The organism is Psychroserpens ponticola, assembly GCF_023556315.2.
Lineage (GTDB): Bacteria > Bacteroidota > Bacteroidia > Flavobacteriales > Flavobacteriaceae > Psychroserpens > Psychroserpens ponticola.
Genome location: NZ_CP116221.1, coordinates 1,118,491 through 1,139,750 on the forward strand (window position 1 = coordinate 1,118,491; position 21,260 = coordinate 1,139,750).

The 21,260-nt window shown below is 30.0% G+C and carries 21 protein-coding genes; 6 read left to right on the plus strand and 15 right to left on the minus strand.

Translation table 11 applies throughout. The features are described 5' to 3' along the window. Positions 1-63 precede the first annotated feature (63 nt). The 15 genes from MUN68_RS04975 to MUN68_RS05045 all read right to left on the minus strand — a co-directional run bounded on the left by MUN68_RS04975 (position 64) and on the right by MUN68_RS05045 (position 17,778). The gene (locus MUN68_RS04975; RefSeq protein WP_249995561.1) at positions 64-1,101 is read right to left on the minus strand and encodes a M28 family peptidase; all 1,038 of its coding nucleotides are present in this window, start codon (positions 1,099-1,101) and stop codon (positions 64-66) included. A gap of 120 nt (positions 1,102-1,221) precedes the next feature. Further along, complete coding sequence (locus MUN68_RS04980) at positions 1,222-1,563, minus strand: FUSC family protein (protein WP_249995562.1); 342 nt, start codon at positions 1,561-1,563, stop codon at positions 1,222-1,224. Positions 1,564-1,569: 6 nt separating this feature from the next. Beyond that, positions 1,570-2,349 (minus strand): DUF3108 domain-containing protein, encoded by a 780-nt coding sequence (locus MUN68_RS04985; protein ID WP_249995563.1) that lies wholly within the window; start codon positions 2,347-2,349, stop codon positions 1,570-1,572. A gap of 164 nt (positions 2,350-2,513) precedes the next feature. Continuing rightward, positions 2,514-6,533: a metallophosphoesterase gene (locus MUN68_RS04990; protein WP_249995564.1), complete on the minus strand. Its 4,020-nt coding sequence runs from the start codon at positions 6,531-6,533 to the stop codon at positions 2,514-2,516. A 38-nt stretch (positions 6,534-6,571) separates the two neighbouring features. Further along, on the minus strand, positions 6,572-7,405 hold the full coding sequence (locus MUN68_RS04995) for a tetratricopeptide repeat protein (RefSeq protein WP_249995566.1): 834 nt from the start codon (positions 7,403-7,405) through the stop codon (positions 6,572-6,574). A 340-nt stretch (positions 7,406-7,745) separates the two neighbouring features. Next, positions 7,746-8,423, minus strand: a complete 678-nt coding sequence (locus MUN68_RS05000; protein ID WP_249995567.1) for a hypothetical protein — start codon at positions 8,421-8,423, stop codon at positions 7,746-7,748. 16 nt (positions 8,424-8,439) lie between these two features. Then, positions 8,440-8,889 carry a hypothetical protein gene (locus tag MUN68_RS05005; RefSeq protein WP_249995568.1) on the minus strand — a complete coding sequence of 150 codons (450 nt, stop codon included), beginning with the start codon at positions 8,887-8,889 and terminating at the stop codon, positions 8,440-8,442. Positions 8,890-9,167: 278 nt separating this feature from the next. After that, a complete protein-coding gene (locus tag MUN68_RS05010; protein WP_249995569.1) occupies positions 9,168-10,541 on the minus strand; it encodes an MBL fold metallo-hydrolase RNA specificity domain-containing protein in 1,374 nt (457 codons plus the stop codon). Positions 10,542-10,551: 10 nt separating this feature from the next. Beyond that, entirely contained in the window at positions 10,552-11,391 is an 840-nt protein-coding gene (locus MUN68_RS05015; protein ID WP_249995570.1) for an ATP cone domain-containing protein, read from the minus strand. A 56-nt stretch (positions 11,392-11,447) separates the two neighbouring features. Beyond that, entirely contained in the window at positions 11,448-12,284 is an 837-nt protein-coding gene (locus tag MUN68_RS05020; RefSeq protein ID WP_249995571.1) for a universal stress protein, read from the minus strand. 76 nt (positions 12,285-12,360) lie between these two features. Then, on the minus strand, positions 12,361-13,206 hold the full coding sequence (locus tag MUN68_RS05025) for a universal stress protein (RefSeq protein ID WP_249995572.1): 846 nt from the start codon (positions 13,204-13,206) through the stop codon (positions 12,361-12,363). 21 nt (positions 13,207-13,227) lie between these two features. Next, positions 13,228-14,091, minus strand: a complete 864-nt coding sequence (locus MUN68_RS05030) for a universal stress protein (RefSeq protein ID WP_272792405.1) — start codon at positions 14,089-14,091, stop codon at positions 13,228-13,230. A 204-nt stretch (positions 14,092-14,295) separates the two neighbouring features. After that, entirely contained in the window at positions 14,296-15,135 is an 840-nt protein-coding gene (locus tag MUN68_RS05035; RefSeq protein ID WP_249995575.1) for a universal stress protein, read from the minus strand. 88 nt (positions 15,136-15,223) lie between these two features. Further along, complete coding sequence (locus MUN68_RS05040; RefSeq protein WP_249995576.1) at positions 15,224-16,276, minus strand: response regulator; 1,053 nt, start codon at positions 16,274-16,276, stop codon at positions 15,224-15,226. Next, positions 16,273-17,778, minus strand: coding sequence for a sensor histidine kinase (locus MUN68_RS05045; protein WP_249995577.1), 1,506 nt, complete (start codon positions 17,776-17,778; stop codon positions 16,273-16,275). The genes MUN68_RS05040 and MUN68_RS05045 overlap by 4 nt, the downstream gene beginning before the upstream one ends. A gap of 165 nt (positions 17,779-17,943) precedes the next feature. On the opposite strand from MUN68_RS05045, the gene MUN68_RS05050 reads away from it, so the two are divergent. The 6 genes from MUN68_RS05050 to MUN68_RS05075 all read left to right on the plus strand — a co-directional run bounded on the left by MUN68_RS05050 (position 17,944) and on the right by MUN68_RS05075 (position 21,259). Next, positions 17,944-18,354, plus strand: a complete 411-nt coding sequence (locus MUN68_RS05050; RefSeq protein WP_249995578.1) for a hypothetical protein — start codon at positions 17,944-17,946, stop codon at positions 18,352-18,354. Between the two features lie 22 nt (positions 18,355-18,376). Further along, on the plus strand, positions 18,377-18,589 hold the full coding sequence (locus tag MUN68_RS05055) for a hypothetical protein (RefSeq protein ID WP_249995579.1): 213 nt from the start codon (positions 18,377-18,379) through the stop codon (positions 18,587-18,589). Continuing rightward, a complete protein-coding gene (locus MUN68_RS05060; protein ID WP_249995580.1) occupies positions 18,589-19,473 on the plus strand; it encodes a DnaJ C-terminal domain-containing protein in 885 nt (294 codons plus the stop codon). The genes MUN68_RS05055 and MUN68_RS05060 overlap by 1 nt, the downstream gene beginning before the upstream one ends. A 1-nt stretch (position 19,474) precedes the next feature. Continuing rightward, positions 19,475-19,771, plus strand: a complete 297-nt coding sequence (locus MUN68_RS05065) for a chaperone modulator CbpM (protein ID WP_249995581.1) — start codon at positions 19,475-19,477, stop codon at positions 19,769-19,771. An 11-nt stretch (positions 19,772-19,782) separates the two neighbouring features. Next, positions 19,783-20,706 carry a mechanosensitive ion channel family protein gene (locus MUN68_RS05070; protein WP_249995582.1) on the plus strand — a complete coding sequence of 308 codons (924 nt, stop codon included), beginning with the start codon at positions 19,783-19,785 and terminating at the stop codon, positions 20,704-20,706. Between the two features lie 190 nt (positions 20,707-20,896). Then, a complete protein-coding gene (locus tag MUN68_RS05075) occupies positions 20,897-21,259 on the plus strand; it encodes a rhodanese-like domain-containing protein (protein ID WP_249995583.1) in 363 nt (120 codons plus the stop codon). Position 21,260: the final 1 nt, after the last annotated feature.

A 21,260-nucleotide genomic window follows, 5' to 3' on the forward strand; every position in this document is an offset into this window, starting at 1 on the left:
AATACGAAAATCTATGAGGTTAGATTTTTATTGACTATTATCTTTAACAAATTTTAACAGGAACTATGAATCTAGATCAACTTTAATAGGTTTTTCATTGTTAGCAATATACCAAGCCGTTGTAAAGATTAGTTTGGTGCGTTTTTGTAATAAGGGAAAGTTTATTTTTTCTGCAGTATCTGTAGGTTCGTGATAGTCATCATGAGTTCCATTAAAATAAAAAATGACTGGCACACCATTTTGAGCGAAGTTATAATGATCTGATCTGCTGTAATATTGATTTGGATCGCTATCGCTATTAAGGCGATAATCTAATTCAAGTTTAGTGAAATTCTCATTAGCAGATTCTGATATATAATGAAGTTCTGTACTCAATCGATCTGAGCCAATTAAATAAATATAATTTGGATTGTCTTCATGTGAATCATCAACACGACCTATCATATCTATATTAAGATTTGCAATGGTATTATGCAATGGAAATACGGGGTGTTTTGTATAGTACCTTGAGCCTGTTAAGTCAACTTCTTCTCCAGTAAAGTGTAAAAAGACTATACTTCGTTTAGGAGCGAACCCTTCATTTTCGGCCTTTTTAAAAGCTTGAGCCATTTCTAGCATTGCTGCTGTTCCTGAACCATTATCGTCAGCACCATTATAAATGAATTTTTCTGTAAAACCTTCATGGTCTGAATGGCCAGAAATGATTAATACTTCATCAGGATATTCTGTGCCTTTAATATAAGCGATCACATTTGGGGAACTTTTTATGCCATTATCAAAAAATGACTCAGGAACAATTTGATAGTAATTATCAGTTCCTAAAGGTGATGCAATTCCTTCTTTTATATAGTAGTCTTTTAAATAGTTTGCAGCTTTATGATGTCCAGGTTCGCCAGCTCTTCGACCTTCAAATTCATCAGAAGAAAATTTATATACATGTGTGTTAAGTTCAGCTACAGTAATCGTATTTGCATAATTATTAATGATATTAGCATCAGTAAAAACGATACTATCTTTAATATTCTGCAATTTTTTGGTGTGACTTAATGTAGCGCAAGAACCAACAAGTGTGAGTGCTGAGGCAACTATGAGGGCTTTCATGTATTTAATTTCTATTTATAAAAAAATAGAGTTATATCGATATCACTCTAATTTTCAGTCAAATAAAATAAAAAAAAAGATAATATAGAAGTTTTGAACTTGTTTAATTTTAAAATAAAATTATTCAAAGTCTACCTCGTCTAATTCTAGGTCGTTAAGTTCTTCAATAGCTTCTTCTTCAGATTCATTTTCCTTTTCTTGTAATTCTTCAGTATTGCCTACTTCCGCAGTATTAAAAACGGACTTATATGTTGTAACCACTAATGCAATAATGGTTAATAAAAAAATGAGCTGAATTGATTTTTTTGAATCTTTTTTTTCTTTAGATAAATTGATGGCTAGAATTCCTATAATTAAAGCGACAACACCTGGTATATATGCAATTTTGGATAAAGGTGTAACTGCAAGAATTACAGCTAAAATGGCAGAAATAAATCCTAATACAATTACTAATTTTTTCATAATCATTTAATTTTTTAACCCAGTTGCGGATTTAATTTTAAGTTCACCACTACCAACTGCAATTTTAAACTTAGCGTATACTGGAATTTTATTAGCATCAGCTGTTAGCCATAAAAGGTTATCATTGTTGCCTTTAAGAACATTGCTGTTGTTGATAGAAATTGCCAATTTGTAACATTCTTTGCTTCCTAGATTAGTTTGTAAAGTTTCCTTTTTAAGATATTTAACATTAATTGAAAACTCTTCATTATCAAAAATGATTTTGAATACTTGACTATCACCAGGATTTGCTTTGTGAATATCTAGATTTCTAATATTATAAATTGTACTTATTAAGTCTTTGGTTGAAGCGTTGATAGGTACGTTTTTTTTCTGTTCCCATGTTGTTCCATCACCTCTTTTTTTACGTTTGATACTTTCGACAGTATTAGTCTTGCGTTTAAATTTATATTGTATAAATTTTTCATAACCACCTTCGTTAATATCTCTTTTGTACAGATATGGTGTCAAGCTTTTCGGGCTAACATAGCTTTCGTATAAATCACGAATTTTAAAAAAACTATCCCATTTGCTATAGGTTGCAGCTGTACATTTTAAACGCAATAATGTAGACTTCGATGTCTTTACTTCACTTGTTTCTAAAGTGACTTGAGCAAGTTCTGTAAGAAGACCAGACATGTTATAAGATGCACTAAACGTAAGGTTCTCGTTTGTACCAATTGCCTTATTTTGAGATTGGGATAAAGTAAAAACAAAAAGTGAAATAATTAAAAGGATGTATTTCATGAGTACGGTTTTGTTTAATAACGATACATTCAACATTTATTGTGCCAAATGTAAGACTGAAATTTTAGATATGGAAATTTGAACTTTTAAGTATTGGTATAAATGAAATTGATTTAAGAAGAATTATGATCAAGTAATCTCAAACATATGATATTATTAAATTTTTAATCTATAATTATCTTTTTGGATAAGTTCATACTAAGAGATGTTATTTTAATAAAGTATACTCCTAAATTAATATGTGACAAATCTATTTGTTGATTGTTTTCATTTGTTTTTAGCTGATTGGACATAATTAAACGACCATGAATGTCGTACAACTGTAATTTAGTAGGCATTAAAACTAGTCCTTTAATATGTAAAATTTTAGGTGACGATGTATTATAAATCACCAAACTATTTAATTCGTTATCTGTCGTTGATAAGAGATCATTTTGAAAATGTAAAAAGAAACGTCCAACATCGCTAAGATTTGAATTAGTAGTAAAGGAATAATTAGATGTGTTTAAAAAAGTAAAAGTATTTGTTACATTATCTTCAAGATAAATATTTATATTTTCATCTAAAGTTGTATTAGTAATATTTAAAGTTATTTGTTGTCCTTCCGTAGCATTAACACCTAGAGGAATTGTAAGATTGTTGTTAAGATCAGTTGAATTTAAAGATTGTATAGCAAAATCAATTCCTTGATTATTATTTACTAATTGAGAATATATAGCAAAACTAGGAGCTGAATCACCAAATACACTAGCATCATATCCAGAATCTAAACCTAAAGTTGCATTGTCTGTGAAATAAAAATCTGTGGTATAAGTATTTGTATTAGTACTCGCACTCAGTTTTAAATAGGTTAATTCACTATTTCGTCCTAAAATAAAATCATCAGCTGTTCCAAGAGAACGCATAGCTGGAGTAAATTCTAAATCATAAAGTGGAGCATTAATTGCATCAGCACTTACAAAAAATCCTTGTCCTGGGGCAATAACAGTTGAAGCAGTTGTAGTTGCTAAATTATAAACAATCCGCCCATTTGAAGAATTACCATCATATCCATAAATAGCAGCAGTATTAGTATCAAATAAATTAATGTTAGTAACACCAGAGCTAACTTCATGATTAAGAAAACCTTGAACGTTAATATAAGAAGAGTATGGGTTACCAATAAGGTTCCATTTAGATTCAATAGGTCCAGAATTTACTAGACCTACATTAACATTACTTGAAACCACTTTTCCTGAAAATGTAAATGTTGTTCCGTATAATCCGTCTTCAGCCTCATCTCTAGCGGTTCGGTAGCCAACACCACTACTTAAATTTGTTGTTAATTCAGGAGATCCAGAGGCTATCGAAAAGGTTTGATAAGTTCCTGTCGTTTTGTTAAAAGGCCCAAATAGTTTTTGATCTGTATTGTTAGGATTCTCGTAAATATTTGGATTTAATTGAGCAAAATCACCAAAGGTTTGACCAGAAACAGGAGAAGAAATTAAGTCATTACCTGACGTTCCATTATAGCCATTAATGTGTCTTTTGTAATTTACTTCGCCAAAAACTTCACCTTCTACAATGAGGCTTGAATATTGAGTTGATTGTGAATTTAAGTTTATTGTACCACTATTATCAATATTTCCATTTACGACTAAAGACGATGCTGGTAAAACTTCAATAGTTGAAGTAGGGTTTACAATCAAATTGTTTAATGTAACATCTGTATTTATGGTATATGTATTATTATACACTAAAGCATTATTGTTTCCAGAAGTACTAGTTGGTGAATTAGGAAACCAAGTGTTATTAATAAATAGTAGCGCATCATGTCCTTTTAATTCTAAATCGAAACTTAAATCTGAACTGCCAGCATTAACTTGGTGAATTTCCACAGCTATTACATTATTTCCTTGTATAAGCAGATTTGAAAATGCTTCGGTTGCTAGTGAATTATCAGTACTAACAGATGATGCAAAGGTACTGTACATAATTCCGCCTTCAGGCATGTTAGTTCTCATTATTTCTTGTCCGTTAAGATATACTACAGCACCATCATCATAAATTAAATTTAAAACTAAAGCCTGAATTGTCGATAAATCTGCAACATTAAAATTATGACGTGTATATAATACTTTGGTAGCAGTATTTACTTCTTGTGCTTCATCGCCATCTCCATAACCCATATGTGCATTTCCGGTTGACCAAGTTGAATCATCATAAGTATTGTCATTCCAATCTATTGCTCCTTGAGCTGAAGGTTCATCAGCATTATCGTAATAGGACCAAGTAGATGCAAAATCGATAAGTGTTTCTGAAACTAAAGTTCCGGAACATTGACAATTGACATCAAAAACATCGTTTATAGTATTTTCATTTCCATCATTACATGAATCGCCTACAGTACACATTTCTTTTTGTATCGTAAAATAATCATCCACAGCTCCTGTTTCTCTAATGAATTTTACATGCATTGTATCTCCATCAACTTCTAAGACACAAGATCCTAGTTGACTAACGGAGTAATACATTGCCTCATGATCTAAATCTCCAGCACTTGTTTTTCCTGATGAACCAGCAGTAATATATACAGCACCATCTGGATTGCCAATTTGTTTTGTGTAAGAACCTGTTCCATCAGTTTTTCCATCACCAAAACCATTAGCACCAACAGTCATAGAAGCACTATTAAAAGAGTCAGAATCTCCATAATGACCATTTAAAAAATAGGAACGCTCATAAGAGTGACTATGACCAGATAATACTAAATCTACACCATTAGATTCTAGCATTGGAAGAAAGTTTTCACGCATATCGACAAGTCTGTTCTCTGTGTCAGAATCATGTGAACCTTTAGAATAAGCAGGATGATGCCATACAGCGACGATCCATTCTTGCATCGTATTTTGGACATCACTTAGAGCCCAATTGTACATTGATGCTCCAATATTAGTATTAGTGTCATAAGAATCTAAAACAATAAAGTGGATGTTTCCATAATCGAAAGAATAATAAGCTTCTGTTCCAGATGGCATACCACCAGATTCTCCAGCTGTTGGAAAAGTGAAAATATCATAATATGGTCCAGTTTGAGTGTTAGAGTCTGCACTATAGCCATCATGATTTCCTAATGTAGACCATGAAATGGTATTCTTTAATTTATCTTCATACATGTTTTGGAAAATAGCAGCTTGATAATCTATATCTGTGCCATCATCGTATGCATTATCGCCTAAAAAGATAATGCCATCAGTATGATTAGAGCCTATATAATTGTAATAGGCATCTCTTACATCTCTCTGATTACTATTTGCTGTTCCTGCATCTCCCAAAATCCAAAATTTATATGGATCACTTGTTCCTATAGTTGGATGTGTTTCAAAAAACAAATCAGCGGATTCAGGTAATATTACATCACTGTTATTTGCTATTTCGTAAAAATATTTTGTGTTAGGAGTTAAATTAGTCAGCTCTAACTCATGTTCCGTTTTTAAACTTAATTCTTCATCGGTTAGAGTTAGGTTTCCTAAAGACAATCCAAAATTAATTTTTGATTCAGTTGGTGTTTCAGTTCTCCATTTAACTACCATACTAGTAGCACTAGCTTTTTGTAAGTATGGACCACGATTAATATTAATCTCGCCTAATAAAGACCCTTTTAATTCTAAATCGAAACTTAAGTCAGAACTGCTAGCATTACGTTGATGAATTTCAACAGCAATAACATTATCACCAATTTGAAGTGTATTAGAAAAAGAGCTTGTAACTAATGCGTTATCTGAACTATTAGAAGCTGCAAACGAACTGTAATTAATGATACCTGTAGGCATATTTACTCTCCATATTTCTTGACCATTTAAATAAACAACTGCACCATCATCATAAACAAGATTAGATATTAAAGCTTGGTAAATTGATGGATCTGTAATAGTAATAGTTTGACGCACATATAGTACTTTGGTAGCGTTATTTACCACTGTTACTTCATCATTATCTCCATAGCCTAATTCTGCATTTCCTAATGCCCATAAAGAATCGTCATAAGCATTAGAATACCAAACATTAGAATTTTGTGCAGCTGGTTCATTCTGGTTATCGTAGTATGACCATTCAGAACCTAAAGAAATTAAATCTTCATTTTGTGCTTTAACTTGAGTTGAAACTAAAAAGATTAACACAAATATGCATAAACTTTTCGTCATATAATTTGAGTTTTTTATTGGTTTGATACTAATCATAACTATTTTCTTGATTTAGTAATTAATGATTTCTTTTTAATTTCAATATTATTATTTAACTCTTTCATTGACGGTGTGTTTTGTATTCTTGCAGGTAATTTGTTGAAATGAATTCTTGCTAATTTTACATGCTCTAAAGCTTTTGTATACTCTTTATTAAAGTTAAATAGTTCACTTAATTTATAGTATGCAAGTTCTTTTCTAGTAGAGAATTCTAAAACTTCCATTTGTGCTTTGATAGCTCTATTGTAATCATTTTTGTTAATAGCTAATTCAATTAGACGATTGTATAAACTAATGATGTTGCCTAACTCTTCAATGCCTCTTTTAATACTATTTAGGGCATTAACATCTCCTGATTGGTTATTAAGTGCTTCCCAGGCAATTGATGCTTCAATATAATTTTCAGGGAAGGTTTGTTTAGAGAATGCAATGACATCTTGATATGCTTTAGCTGATTCAAGAAACAGCTGTTGTTCAAAATAATTTCTTGCTTTAAGTTTAATTGCTTGTACATGTTGAGGCTTGTTAGATAAAATAGTTTCTACTAACAACAAAGATTGATTGTAGTCTTTAAGCCTAAAATAATTTTTGGCCAAGATTAGTTTTTGTTCTGTTGAAAAATAACCTAAATCATTTGATTTTTTTAAATCAATAAGGCTTTTATCATATGATTCATGTTGGAAATAGAGTTTACCGCGTTTAAAATATAGGTAAGCACTATCTGGGTATTTTTTAATTTCAATTGTTGTATTTTGAATCCGATCATGCAAATCTCCATGGGCAAACATAAGACTAGAAAAAAGCAAGTTTATAGGGATGATTATCTTTTTCATTAATTCTACCAATATGAGATTCAATATACAATTTTAGAATTTAAAACTGGGTGAATGAATTTTATATTTTTGTTTTATTCTAATTGGTAATATTGCTTTAAAAACATCTTGATTTTAATGATGTTTTTATAACTTTTTTATAATGCGAATCTTTTTCCTTAAACTCAAGATAATTAATAGTTTAAATCTATTTGTAAGGTTTTATTTGAATCATACCATAATGATAATAGGATTAGAATAGTTCTTATAAATTAAAGCATATTCAAAGTGTTTTTAATTCGTTTTTAAAACATTAAAACTCGAATTTATGCTTATTCGATTTAAATATAGATTAAAGCTGCTATTGAACTATTTTTTCAGTGGTTTCCACGTTATGTATAACTAAGGGATTAATGAGATGTTCTTCCTCTAAAACAATGATAGCTAATCTTACATAATCATTTACAGTTTTTTCAATTGATTGTGATTGAGGATCTGTAATATTGATGTAACCTTTCCAAATGAGTTCTCTGTCTTTAGTTGGACAAATACAATACATTGAAGTTTCAGCTTTATAAACTGTATAGTTATTATAATAATCTGGATTATAAAATACATCTTGATGCATTAAATATTCATCTTTGAATTTTCGAGTGGTTTCATCGTAACCATTATCGGTTTCGCGATAGGTGGTTTTTTCTTCAACACCAACAATTTTGGTAAGTAGAATCGTATCAAACCCATCTTCGATAAGCTGACTTTCTAAAGCATTTAACTCTGCTTCGCTCATTTTATCAGTTTTAGAAGTATGATTTAATATATCAAAACTAACTATAGCTTCAGAGCCTCTTAGTTCTAACTCTTTTTTAAGTTTTACTTCGAATTGTTGTCTTGCTACTTCATCAGAAGTTAATCCTACAATTAGAACCTTATAAGGTTCGTAAGTATCAATATCTGGGTTTTTCCAGCTTTCTTCTAATTGAGTCGAAGAGCAACCCATAAAAAGAGCAATTGTGATTATTAAGATTGATTTTTTCATAACAATTTTATTTGAGTTACTTTTTATCAATTAGGTGTTTTTGTTTGTCTTCTTTTTTGATTTTTTTTATAATACTGAAGAGTTGTGTTTTTAATGATTTATATTCTTTTAAGAAGTCAGCAATTGCAATCATTAAACCACTGTGTTCTTTAGTATAAGCTTTCTCTTCGTCTAATTGATCTATTCCATCGACCATTATTTGAAGGTCATTTTCATGAACTTTAATGGCTTCAATTAATAAATTGTTTCGTTTTTGAGATCTATTTACAGCATCAATAATTTCTTTATTTTCTGAAAATTTTCCAGATTCAATTAATTGAGACGTAAAAGTTGTTATTAGGTCTTCAAAAAACAGATGTTCATCTTTGATAAACTTCAATTCAGATAACCATTCTTGTGAAGCTAAGTGCATGTCTTTTGGACTGAGCCATTCAACATAGCGTACTTGTGTTTGTATTGTTTTCATGTTATGTTTTTTAATAAAAATGCAGCCCTCTAACGACAACCTAACTTCTTGATTATTATAAAGTTTTAATCATTTTTTCATACTTTTATTTAGCTTATTTTTGTTAATTCAAAGAATGTCATTTTTGTAATTTACTGATGAGGATTGCCTGCTTCCTCGATTAAATTTAGTGAGTGACATGGTTTTAAGGTTAAATTAACTTTCTAAAACTAAGTTACTAACTAATTATGCTTTGTAAAATGATAAATATCAGTTTGATATATTATTATTTATGCTTTTCAAAGACTTACTTTCTCTACATCTGTTAATTTGGGAATCTTAGCATTCCAATTATAAACATCTTTTATTTTTACTCTAAACGCATCTAATGCTGTAGGCTCTCCATGAATTAAATAAATATGTTTAGGAGTGTTTTTAATCGCACTCATCCAGTTTATTAAATCCTTTTGATCTGCATGAGCCGATAAACTTTCAATGGTTTTTATGGTAGCATTTACAGGATGATATTTTCCGAAAAAACGAATTTCATGTGCACCATCTTGAAGTTGTCTTCCACGAGTGCCTTCTGCTTGATAACCAACTAATAAAACCGTTGTAGAAGGTTCATCTATAAGTTGTTGTAAATAGGTGAGAACTCTTCCTCCAGTAACCATTCCGCTTCCAGCAATTATAATTTTTGATCTTTTATCATCTATAGTTTCCCAAGTTTCTTTGTAAGATTGAATGATGTTCATATGATTATACATAGATTCATAATCTTGAGGCGATAATTTATGCCATTTTGGAAAACGTTTAAAAACGTCTAAGACATTATTTCCCATAGGACTATCAACAAAAATCGGAATGTTCGGAATTCTATTTTCATTGTACAGTTTCCAAAGAATATACATAAGCGTTTGTAGTCGTTCAACAGCGAAACTAGGAATGATTAAATTTCCTTGATTATGTATGGTTTCTTTTATAATTTCAGTTAAAAGATCTTCTGCATTTTGTTCCGGATGAATTTTATTTCCATAGGTGCTTTCAATACATAAAAAATCTGCCCATTCTGGAGTTTTAGGGTCGTTTAATAGGTAATCATTTTGTCTACCAACATCTCCAGAAAACACAAAACGTTTACTATTGATATCAATTTCTATAAATGTAGCGCCTATAATATGGCCATTATATTGAAAACGATACGAAATGTGATCTGATAATTGAATCCATTTATCTTCGATTTCTACCTCAAAACGTTTCATAGTGTTTTCAGCATCTTTGGCAGTATAAAAAGGAAGCGCAGGTTCATGTTTACTATATTTTTCTTTGTTTGCTTTATTGGCTTCTTCTTCATGAATTTTAGCGCTATCATTTAAAATGATTTCGGCGATTGCTAAGGTTGGTGCAGTGCCAATAATTTTACCTAAAAAACCTTGCTTTATTAAACGCGGTAAGTAACCAACATGATCTAAATGGCCATGAGTTAATAGCACAACATCAATAGTTGAAACGTCAATATCAAGATTGTTCCAATTCATTTCTCTTAGCTCTTTAAGCCCTTGAAACATACCACAATCGATTAGGATGTTTTTTTCTGAAGTTTCGATGAGAAATTTTGAGCCAGTGACCACTCCAGCTGCTCCTAAAAAGTTGATTTTAACAAATTTTTCCATAGTGCTTAATTTAGTCACATAATTGTAAAATTTCAGTTGTAATTTTAGTTTTTCTCATTTCTGAGATGCCTAAATGATCTAAGTAAAAACGGTCTTGTATCAATTCTCTACAAAGCACAACATTTCTACTTAACAAAAATTGTTTTTCTCTATTGGTTAGTAAGGTCGAAACTGTGATTGGATATAAACCTAATCGATCAATTCTATCTTTTAGACCATTGTCTTTGGGATGATCCCAACTCAATAAATATAAACCAGCACAGCTTCCGTATTGTAGTGCATCTTTAGTGAATCTTGTATTTGTGACAACCCAACCCTCTGATAGTGAGGTTTCTTTTTTTTGATTTTGATTCCAATTTGCTTTAATATCTTGATATCTTGAGTTGATGTATAATGGTATTTTAACATTGCAATTAAGTCCTTGTTCGCTATGAAATTTACATTCGATCATGGTGGCTTCAGAATTTTTATGAGCGATAACATCTATTTCATGCGATACACATTTACCTTGTAGGATCGTGCCAACCTTGGTTTTATATCCTGAATAATTTAAAATGGCACTTACAAAACGTTCAAAAGGAAATCCTGTTGGACCTAATTCATAAATAGCTTTCTTGAGTTTATACTTTGAAGCGAGTAAATTTTTGTTTTTTTTAAGTAAAGCAAAAGCTCTGTTGTAAATTTCTTTTGTAGAAATGCCTTGGTATAGTTCATCACGAACTTTATCTAGAATTTGATTGATGATCATATCATCTGCTCCAGTTCTTTTAAGTGACAAATACAATTTGTCTAGTGAGAATTTGACTTTTTCACCAGAGGATTTAATAACATCTATATTTTCAATTTTCATAATTAAATTTTATAAACCTGCTCCACTTTAAAGATGTATGCACTAAATATTATGGGTTAGCTTAAACTTGGAATTACTAAAAATGGAATCAATGGGTGAAAGCCGATTTTTTTTATAATAGGTTCTTTCAGAATGCGTTCAATAAAACTGTGTTTATAGTTAATCATTACTAGCATATTTATTTCTAATAACTCTATAAAATCATTAATTTCAACTGTCTTTTTTGCATAATTTGGCATGACATGAAAACTTGTATTATAATTCATTAAATGCTTTTCAAGCTGAGTCATATTAATCTCTTGATTGCCTGTGAGTTTTTCATTGGAAAGAATGCAAACAGGTAAAATTTTTGAATTGTAAAGCTCTGCTAAATCCCTTAATGGATCTAGTTCTTTATCATCATATAAATGATTAAAATCTGTAGGAAACGCAATTTGTTTTGGCTCAATAAAATCAAATTCATCTGGTACAATTAAAACAGGACATCGTTTTAATTTTTTTATAATATGTACAGTATTGCTTCCAAAGAAAAACTCTTTTGCACCTGTAGCTCCTTTTGTTCCCATTACAACGAGGTCTATATTGTATTTTTCTATCGAAACATTTAGGGTGTCTAGTAGGTCTGTAGCACTTAAAATAATTTTAAATTCGTGATTTGAATTTGCATTTGAAATTTCGGCCATATCTTTCAATTCTTCAAGCTCTTTAAAAGCCTTATCTGAAATACTTCTTAATAATTTATTAGAAATATTTGACATGGTTGATAATCTCATGTTGGTTGAATGTAGAAAATAGAATGTGCATTCTACATCACTATATAATTTTAATGCATAAACAATAGCACTCCATGCATTATCTGAAAAATCTGTTGGTATAAGTATGCTTTTTTTCATGACTGCAAAATTTAAATGATCCTTAAAAAACTCATGTTTATGATTGTGTTGTTAAATGATTAAAATCATTAGCGAACTATTTTTTTGAAGGCATCACCAAAAAAGGAATATTTAAATGAAACCCAATTTGTTTGATCGTATTCTTAAAGAATAGATTTTCAAAAAATGAATGTTTATTGTTAATCATAACCAAAAGATTAATTTTATGCTTCACTTGAAAGTGATTGATGGCATCAGTGATATTCATGCTTTTGATATTATGAAATAGATAAGCCGTGTTTTTGAATATGGATTCTAAATTTGATTTATTATTTTCCTGAAAATCAGTTAAACTATAACCTGTTGAAACATGTATGGCATTAACTCTTGAATGATTTAAAACGGCTATTTCCTTAAGAATGTTTAGCTGTGAGTCTTTAAAGTTTACTTCTAAATCTGTTGGAAATAAAATTTCATGTGGTGTTTCAAATTTGAATTTGGATGGAATAGCTAAAATTGGATATTTAATTTCTTTGAATACATGTACAGTATTAGACCCAAATAATACTTCTTCTGCTCCTGTAGCGCCTTTAGTTCCCATAACTATTAAATCTATAGGGTGTTTGTAAATGAATTCTTTTATGCCAGAAATTAGAGTGTCAAACTTTGATATGGTTTCAAAGTTGTGGTTTGGGTTGGTATCAAATTCTTTTGAAATTCTTACAAGTAATTGACTAAGGTTTTTTTCTGAAGTCTCTCTAATAGCATCTCCTAAGCCAAACTGAGCTGGATAACCAAGAACATATTCAACATTATAAATAATAGGAGTATAAGTATTTAATAAATGAAACGTACACGTTTCTTCTTTAAAGAGTTTAATAGCGTATTTAAGGGCATTCCAAGAATTATCGGAAAAATCTGTTGGTAAAAGGATCTGTTTCATAATACTGTGAATTTAAATTACTTAACGCGTTGTATTTTGCATTGCTAAAAGTGGTATTTTTAATCCAAGACTTACTTCATCAATGGTTGATGGAAATAGCATATCTTCTAAAAAGGAATGTTGTGTATTAACCATTGTAATAATATCTATGTTTTGTTCGTCGATGTACGATGATATTGTATTAGTTACTTTTTTTTCATTTTTATGTTTAAAATTCACGTCGTTTTCAGATAATGATTTTTGAATAAAAGCCTTATTGTCTTCCTGACGTATTGATAATTTATCACTTTTAGATATGTATAGCACATCTATAACACTTCTGTATGATTTTGCCAACACTGCCAATAGTTTTAATTCTCTTCGTTTATATGGAATCATATAATTGGTTGGAAATAAAATATGTTTGGGTTGTGTATTAGTATAATTGGAAGGAATTGCTAGAACTGGACATTTTACATATTTTAAAACTTGAAATGTTTTGCTTCCAAATATAATATGTCGTTTGTCTGATTTACCTTTTGTTCCCATGACAATCAAATCTATATTTTTAGCATCTGCAATAAGGTTTGCTTCTTCAACTAATGTGTTATATGCTGAAAGGATCTGAAAGGTAAACCTCGGGTTTGGTGAAATTTCTTGAACAGTTTTAAGCAACTTTTCTAAGTTAGCTTGAGATTTATTTCTAACACCATCCAAAACATCCTCAAATACGTCACGTGATTTGAGATCATCATGGTCGTAAAACTCATTTTGATAAGCATGCATGAAATAGAATGTCGTTTTCTGGTATTTAAAAAATTCTAAGGCATATTTAATAGCATTCATTGAATTTTCTGAAAAATCGGTAGGAAGTAGTATCGATAGCATAACGATTAGTTTTAACATTCACTAATAAAATTAATGAAGAAATAATGTAAAAACTATGATATATATCAGATGTAGGTTTTTATTAATCCTACCATTAGTAAAACTTTATTGTAGTCCTTTAGATGTATTCTACGATAGTCAAAAAAAGTAATATATGGCATTGAAAAGAGACCAACCCCAAAACTTTGCTAAGAAAATTGAAATATCAATAATTTATAGTTTTTACTCATGCAATACCAAAAAAGGAATATGCGTATGATATGTTATTTTTTCTACTTTTGAGTGAAACAAAATACTTTGAAAATAATTTAGATTTTTGGCAACCATGGCAATCAAGTCGATGTCTCTACTTTCAACAAAGCATTGTATAGCGTTTTCTACTTTTTTATTAGAAAGGAAATGAAAACTAGGTTTAAAATCTTCGAAATAATCATTTAATAGGTCTTTACTTGTAAGTTGTTCAGTATTTAATGATAGATCTTTATTGTTAATATGAACAATACTTAAATTCGGTTTTATCGTATTTAAGATGTCTGTAATAGGTTGTAATGTGTTTATGTCATAAGATAAAGTGAAATCTGTAGGAAAGGCAATTTCTTTTAATTTTGAATAGTTAGCATGTTCTGGAACAACTAAAGTGGTACATTTTACTTTGGTAATAATATCTCCTGTATTGCTTCCAACGATATACTTTTTCAGTCCAGAGGCACCTTTTGTACCCATAATAATCATGTCTATTTTCTTTTCTTCAACATGTTTTCTAATAGATTCAATAAAAAAAGAGTAATCAGTTAAAGTATAAAACTTGTGTTTTTCATTGTGTTTAACTTTAGAACTAATTTGTTTTAATAAGTCTCTTAGTTTTTGCTTTGACGGCTTAGTATATGCTTTTTCTATAACTTCTGCTGTTGGTACATAACCTATGTCTGCAGCAACTAGGTTTTCTAAGTTATTAATATGAAGCAGGTAAAAATTACAAGATGTATTTTCAAAAAAAGCGATAGCATATTTTATAGCATTGAATGCGTTATCTGAAAAGTCTGTAGGAAGTAAAATGTTCATTATCTATAATTCTCAATATGAACAAATCTAAATGGTAGAGGATTAAAAAAATATGATATTTCTCATATTCAAAAAAGAGATAAAATAATTAATAGATATCCTGCAATTTCTGAAGGTCTAAAATTTTAATATTTCGACCTTCCAGCTCTATAATACCTTGTTTTTTAAAATCAGAGATGGTTCTAATTAATGTCTCTGTAGCAATACCTGCAACACTGGCCAAATCATTACGTGAAATTTTTATGGGATCTTGAGGTTTTGCATTAATTTTTTCTGCAAATCTTAAAATAGTAGAGGCAGTCTTTTTTTGTACAGAACTATAAGCCATTTGCAATAATTGATCTTTTACACCTGTAATATCGTAAGTTAGTAATTGAATGACTTCTAACGCAACTTTATGATTATTGATTAAAATCTTTTTAAGATCTGTTTTAGAAACACCTACTAGTTCTAAATCCTTCATAGCCATAGCAGTTTCTTTGTAAGGGATGTTTTTAGTGAATGAGGTGTATCCAAAAAGATCATCTTCTTTGTGGAGATCTGTGGTTAATTCTTTACCTTTTTCATCAAATTTATAACATTTAACAACACCTTTAATTATTAAATAAATGAAGTTTGAATTATGACCTTCTTTGTAAATAATATCATTCTTTTTGTAATTTAAAATAGTTCCATCGTCATCAAAAAAGTTTTTTAAATCATCTAAGGTTCTTAATTCATCTTCAGAAGTTGTTGAATTGTTTTGAAAAGATTCTCTTTCGTCTTTTAAAATGGCAGCTTTTGCAATTCTACTTTCAATAGCACTAATAATTTCATCTTCACTAAAGGGCTTTGTTATATAATCATCTGCACCTAAATCCATTCCCTTTCTTACATCTTGTCGTTCAGTCTTAGCAGACAAAAATATAAAAGGGATAAACTTTGTGTCCTGATGTTGAGATAAGCTTTTGAGTACACCATAACCATCAAGTATAGGCATCATAATATCACAAATAATAATATCAGGTCTGTGTTTTTTAGTCATTTCAAGACCAATTTGTCCATTCGCAGCTGTTAGCACCTTATATTCAGAAAGTTCTAATAACTCTGCAGTGTTTTCTCTCAATACTATGTCATCTTCTATTAATAGTACTTTTTTCATAATTGCGCTTGGTTTGGAAGTTCTATAATGAACGTTGAGCCTTTATGTTCTTGGCTTTCAAATGAAATAGAACCATTTAAATGTTCTAAATGATCTTTAACAATGTTTAATCCAATCCCTGTGCCTTGTATAAGTAAGACGTTTTCTGCCCTAAAATAACGATTGAATATGTTTTTGTGATCCTTTTCAGGAATTCCAATACCATTGTCTATAACTTTAAACGTCGTTCTATCGTTATTTTGAGTAATCTCAATATCTATATTGGTATTCTCTGGAGAGTATTTAATTGCATTGTATATTAAATTAGATAATGCTAATTCTACAATTTTTTCATCTTGATATAAGGAAATATCATCAATATGTTCTGGGTAGTTGATTTGTTGACCATCTTTTAGTAGCATGTTTGCATTGTAGATGACTTCATTTAAAACTTTACTTAATTTAAAGGTTGTAAATTTATAATTGACTTTACCTTTTTCTAATTTTTCTATAGAAAGAAAATCAGTTATGATTGTATTGAGGTATTGTACTTTGTCTGTAATTGTTTTAACATGTTTTTCTCTTTTGTCTTGTTGCTCTGTCAGTTTATATTTATTCAATAAAATGGTAGAAGTTAAAATGCCGCTTAGAGGTGTTTTGAATTCATGCGATACCATTGATAAAAACTTAGTTTTTAAATCATTGAGTTCTTTTTCAGCAGTTAAAGCCGTTTTCAATTCTTTAGTTCGTATTGCAACTGTCTTTTCTAATTTTTCAGTATAGTTTTTTTGTTCTGTGATGTCTAAAATAATAGCAACATATACATCTCTATCTCCTAGTTTTGAGCGTTGTAGGTGAACATTTACAGGGTATGTGCTTCCAGATTTTCGTTGATGTATCGTTTCAAATTCGATTTTTTCAATAGTTGATTGATTGAGTAATTTGAGTTCTTTTCTAAACTGCGATTCTGTATAGTTAGGTTTTATATCTACAGGTGACATCGTAATAATTTCTTCTAAACTATAGCCTATGTTTTTTTGTGCACCAACATTAGCATTTATAAATTGTAGTGTTTTTGCATCAAATACATAAATCTCATTTAAGGATTCTAGAATAATTTTTGATAAATGATTTTTTTCTTGCTCTAATTTTTTTCGTTCTGTAATATCAACGATCAAGGCCATGACAAAATTCTGACCATAAACAGTAAAAGGATTTAAACTAGCTTCAATAGGGAAAATACTTCCGTCTTTTTTCGCGCCAAAAATATCACGACCATGTCCCATTCGACGCTGTTTGTGGTCTCTTACGAAACCTCTAAAATGTTCGCCATGGTTGGCATGATAATTTTGCGGTATTAAGATGTTTAAATGCTGATTTGACAGTTCTTTACTTTTGTATCCAAACATTAACTCTGCAGATTTGTTGGCTTCAACAATGTTTTGCTGTTCATCCACAATAATTACGCCTTCTGAAACGGACTCTAAAAGGATATTAAAAATCTCTTGATCTTGCTTAAACATGTTTTTTGAAGGTTGATTTTAAAGAAACATAAAGATAGCTAATCCTATTCAATATTATAAGTCACAACTAATTCTAAAGTTTTAATGTAATAGTTTAACTGATTTATATCATTCTTTTTATGTTATGATAACTCTATTTTTACTATGTAAATTAAAATTGAAGGTATGACAATTCAAAAAAAATTAACGCTCGAGTTTTATCAAAATTTAGGAAAATTATTTTATGCAATAGCCGCTTCTGATGGTGTCGTAAGAGATTTGGAATTTGCTAAATTAAAAGCGCTTGTAAAACAGCAATGGCTAGAAGTTGATGATGTGCTTGATGCCTTTGGTGCTGATGCAGCTTACCAAATAGAAATTGTTTTTGATTGGTTAAATGAAGAAGACTTAACAAGTGCAGAAATTTGTTTTAACGATTTTGTAAACTATAAAAAAGAACAAGCGCATTTATTTACAGATAAGGTAAAGTCTTTAATTTTAAAAACTGCTTCGGCTGTGGCTTATGCATTTTCTGGTATTAATAAAGCAGAGTTGATTATGCTTGCGAAACTTGAAATGGCCTTAAAAAATATATGATATAATTAGTGCTCTATATTTTATGAAAACACTCCAAGACATAGAAAATCAAATCATAACACTCACTACAAGTATTGAGGTTAATTATCCTGAATTATATGTTATGTTAGATGAAAACCCTTTAACGATGCCAGATAAACTTCATCCTAATATGACTATCGAGATTATGGAAGATTATCTTGAAAGTCTCAAGCAAATATTAAAACAATACACCAAAACCCATAACAAAAGCTAATGGCATTTATAGATTATTACAGTGTGTTGGGAGTTTCCAAAAGTGCTTCAGAAAGCGAATTAAAGAAAGCCTATCGAAAACTAGCTCGGAAATACCATCCAGACCTTAACCCAAACGATAAAGAAGCAGAACAAAAGTTCAAAGAAGTTAATGAGGCTAATGAAGTATTAAGCAATCCTGAAAATCGTAAAAAGTATGATGAATTTGGTGAGCATTGGCAACAATCAGAAGCTTACGAACAAGCAAAGCAGCAGCAAAAACAGAATGCCAGACAGCAATCTTCGCAAGGTGGTTATAGTGATAGTGATTATTCAGATTTTTTTAGCTCTATGTTTGGAGGTGGAAATGCTAGAGGTCAACGAAGAGAAGTCAAGTTTAAAGGACAGGATTTTAATGCGCAATTACAACTTAATTTAAACGATGTTTATAATCCACACAAACAAACATTAACGGTAAATAATAAAAATATTAGAATTACAATTCCTGCTGGTGTACAAAATGGACAAACAATAAGAATTAAAGGACATGGTGGAAAAGGTGTTAATGGAGGACCTAATGGAGACTTGTATATTGAGTTTTCAATAAAAAACACATCGCAATTTAAAAGAGATGGTGATAATTTATATGCTTCGGTAGATTTAGATTTATACAAAGCACTTTTAGGAGGCGATATAACTGTTGATACTTTTAATGGAAAAGTGAAATTAACTGTTAAACCAGAAACTCAAAACGGAACAAAAGTAAAACTCAAAGGAAAAGGGTTTCCGAAGTATAAAAAGGAAAGACAGTTTGGAGATTTATATATTACTTATCTTATAAAAACGCCAACACAACTTACTGAAAAGGAAAAAGAACTCTTAACAGAATTATCAAAATTACGATAACATGGACACGACACAGCTCATCTCAATCCAACAATTTTGTACACATTATAATGTTCCAATTAGCTTTGTAAATGCATTACAGGAGTACGAATTAGTAGAGATTACAATTACTGATCAAGACAATTATTTAAAAACAAATCAGCTTAATGATGTCGAAAAAATGATGCGTTTGCATTATGATTTAGATATTAATTTAGAAGGTATTGATGTTATTTACAATTTATTAAAACAAGTAGAATCTCTTCAGTCTGAACTTATTGTCCTTAGAAATAAGGTGAACTTTTATGAAAAACTTTAGATGGATTCTCAATGACAGAAATAGAACAATTAAGAGACTGGATTAACACTAATCCTTTTATATGGAGTATTGTTAAGTTTATGATGATCCTAATTGTTGTATTGTTTTGCATTCAATTGCTTAGAAGATATTTAAAAAAGAAGATTACAAACACTGTCATACGTTATAAAGCTCAAAAAGGTATCGAAATTTTGGGTTATGCTTTGTTAATCATTCTGGCAATTATTTACTTTTCGGGAACCATCAAAGATTTTACAATTGTAATAGGTTTGTTTACTGCAGGATTGGCTTTTACCTTACAGGAGTTGATTTTGAGCGTTGCAGGTTCTGTCTATATTTTTCTAGTGAAAGTCTATAAGCCTGGTGATCGCATTGAAATCAATGGTATTAAAGGAGATGTGATTGATGTCGATAGTATTTATACCACTATGATGGAAATTGGTCAATGGGTAAGTAGTGATAATTACAGTGGTCGAATTGTGAAATTAAGTAATGCTTTCGTTTTTAAAGGACCAATTTATAATTACTCCCAAGATTTTCCGTTTATCTGGGACGAATTTAATTTACCTATTCGTTATGGTTCTGATATTGATTTAGCAAAGTCAATGATAATTAAAATAGCTTCGGAAGTACTTTCAGAATACACAACAAATTCAAAAGCCGAATGGAAAAGTGTCGTTAATAAATACTACATTGAAGACGCACAAATTGATCCAACTTTAGCCATATCTCTCACTGATAATTGGATCCAATTCAATTTGAGATACATTGTCGATTTCAAGAAACGTAGGTTTATAAAGGATCTTCTGAATGATAAAATAAGAATGGAAATTGAAAACACAAATGGTAAAATTATTTTAGCATCAACAACAATAGAGCTGATTAAAATTCCTGAATTAAAAGTGAATTTGGGTGAAGATAAAAAGGGACAATAAATACTAGAGAATTTTATTGGATAGGTCTAATTGCTTATTGTGAGTTGATGAGTTTCCATATGTCAAAAGTTGTTGTAGCATTTGTTCTGAAAAAACTTAAAAAGCAAGCAAAATAATTGACTTTTCATGTGTAACAAAAGTTACTATATAAGTCTGTCTAATCCTATAAATTTGTTTTAATAAGAATAGTATGAGAAAAATAATATTAGTAATGTCAATATTTAGTTCAATTTTTGGGATGACTGCACAGCAATTAGATCAAATAAAAGTTTTAGAACCTAGCGATTATAAAATAGCTATTGAAAGTAAGAATGTACAACTTATAGATGTACGAACAAGTAGAGAATACAATTCCGAACATATTAAAAATGCTTTAAATATAGATGTCTTAAATAGAAAAACCTTTATAGCTTATTTTAAGGAGTTAGATCCAAACGAACCAGTTTATTTATATTGTAGGTCTGGAAGTAGAAGTCAAAGGGCAACCAAATTATTAGTAGAGTTAGGCTTCAAAGAGATTTACGATTTAAAAGGTGGCATTTTAAATTATTAAA

Excerpts from the sequence above, each read along its gene's own strand:
- MUN68_RS04975 (WP_249995561.1), bottom strand. The coding sequence starts at position 1,101 with ATGAAAGCCCTCATAGTTGCCTCAGCACTCACACTTGTTGGTTCTTGC.
- MUN68_RS05070 (WP_249995582.1), top strand. The coding sequence starts at position 19,783 with ATGACAGAAATAGAACAATTAAGAGACTGGATTAACACTAATCCTTTT.
- MUN68_RS04980 (WP_249995562.1), bottom strand. The coding sequence starts at position 1,563 with ATGAAAAAATTAGTAATTGTATTAGGATTTATTTCTGCCATTTTAGCT.
- MUN68_RS05005 (WP_249995568.1), bottom strand. The coding sequence starts at position 8,889 with ATGAAAACAATACAAACACAAGTACGCTATGTTGAATGGCTCAGTCCA.
- MUN68_RS04990 (WP_249995564.1), bottom strand. The coding sequence starts at position 6,533 with ATGACGAAAAGTTTATGCATATTTGTGTTAATCTTTTTAGTTTCAACT.
- MUN68_RS05010 (WP_249995569.1), bottom strand. The coding sequence starts at position 10,541 with ATGGAAAAATTTGTTAAAATCAACTTTTTAGGAGCAGCTGGAGTGGTC.
- MUN68_RS05015 (WP_249995570.1), bottom strand. The coding sequence starts at position 11,391 with ATGAAAATTGAAAATATAGATGTTATTAAATCCTCTGGTGAAAAAGTC.
- MUN68_RS05045 (WP_249995577.1), bottom strand. The coding sequence starts at position 17,778 with ATGTTTAAGCAAGATCAAGAGATTTTTAATATCCTTTTAGAGTCCGTT.
- MUN68_RS05000 (WP_249995567.1), bottom strand. The coding sequence starts at position 8,423 with ATGAAAAAATCAATCTTAATAATCACAATTGCTCTTTTTATGGGTTGC.
- MUN68_RS05060 (WP_249995580.1), top strand. The coding sequence starts at position 18,589 with ATGGCATTTATAGATTATTACAGTGTGTTGGGAGTTTCCAAAAGTGCT.
- MUN68_RS05035 (WP_249995575.1), bottom strand. The coding sequence starts at position 15,135 with ATGAACATTTTACTTCCTACAGACTTTTCAGATAACGCATTCAATGCT.
- MUN68_RS05025 (WP_249995572.1), bottom strand. The coding sequence starts at position 13,206 with ATGAAACAGATCCTTTTACCAACAGATTTTTCCGATAATTCTTGGAAT.
- MUN68_RS04985 (WP_249995563.1), bottom strand. The coding sequence starts at position 2,349 with ATGAAATACATCCTTTTAATTATTTCACTTTTTGTTTTTACTTTATCC.
- MUN68_RS05040 (WP_249995576.1), bottom strand. The coding sequence starts at position 16,276 with ATGAAAAAAGTACTATTAATAGAAGATGACATAGTATTGAGAGAAAAC.
- MUN68_RS05075 (WP_249995583.1), top strand. The coding sequence starts at position 20,897 with ATGAGAAAAATAATATTAGTAATGTCAATATTTAGTTCAATTTTTGGG.
- MUN68_RS05055 (WP_249995579.1), top strand. The coding sequence starts at position 18,377 with ATGAAAACACTCCAAGACATAGAAAATCAAATCATAACACTCACTACA.
- MUN68_RS05050 (WP_249995578.1), top strand. The coding sequence starts at position 17,944 with ATGACAATTCAAAAAAAATTAACGCTCGAGTTTTATCAAAATTTAGGA.
- MUN68_RS05020 (WP_249995571.1), bottom strand. The coding sequence starts at position 12,284 with ATGAAAAAAAGCATACTTATACCAACAGATTTTTCAGATAATGCATGG.
- MUN68_RS05065 (WP_249995581.1), top strand. The coding sequence starts at position 19,475 with ATGGACACGACACAGCTCATCTCAATCCAACAATTTTGTACACATTAT.
- MUN68_RS04995 (WP_249995566.1), bottom strand. The coding sequence starts at position 7,405 with ATGAAAAAGATAATCATCCCTATAAACTTGCTTTTTTCTAGTCTTATG.
- MUN68_RS05030 (WP_272792405.1), bottom strand. The coding sequence starts at position 14,091 with ATGTTAAAACTAATCGTTATGCTATCGATACTACTTCCTACCGATTTT.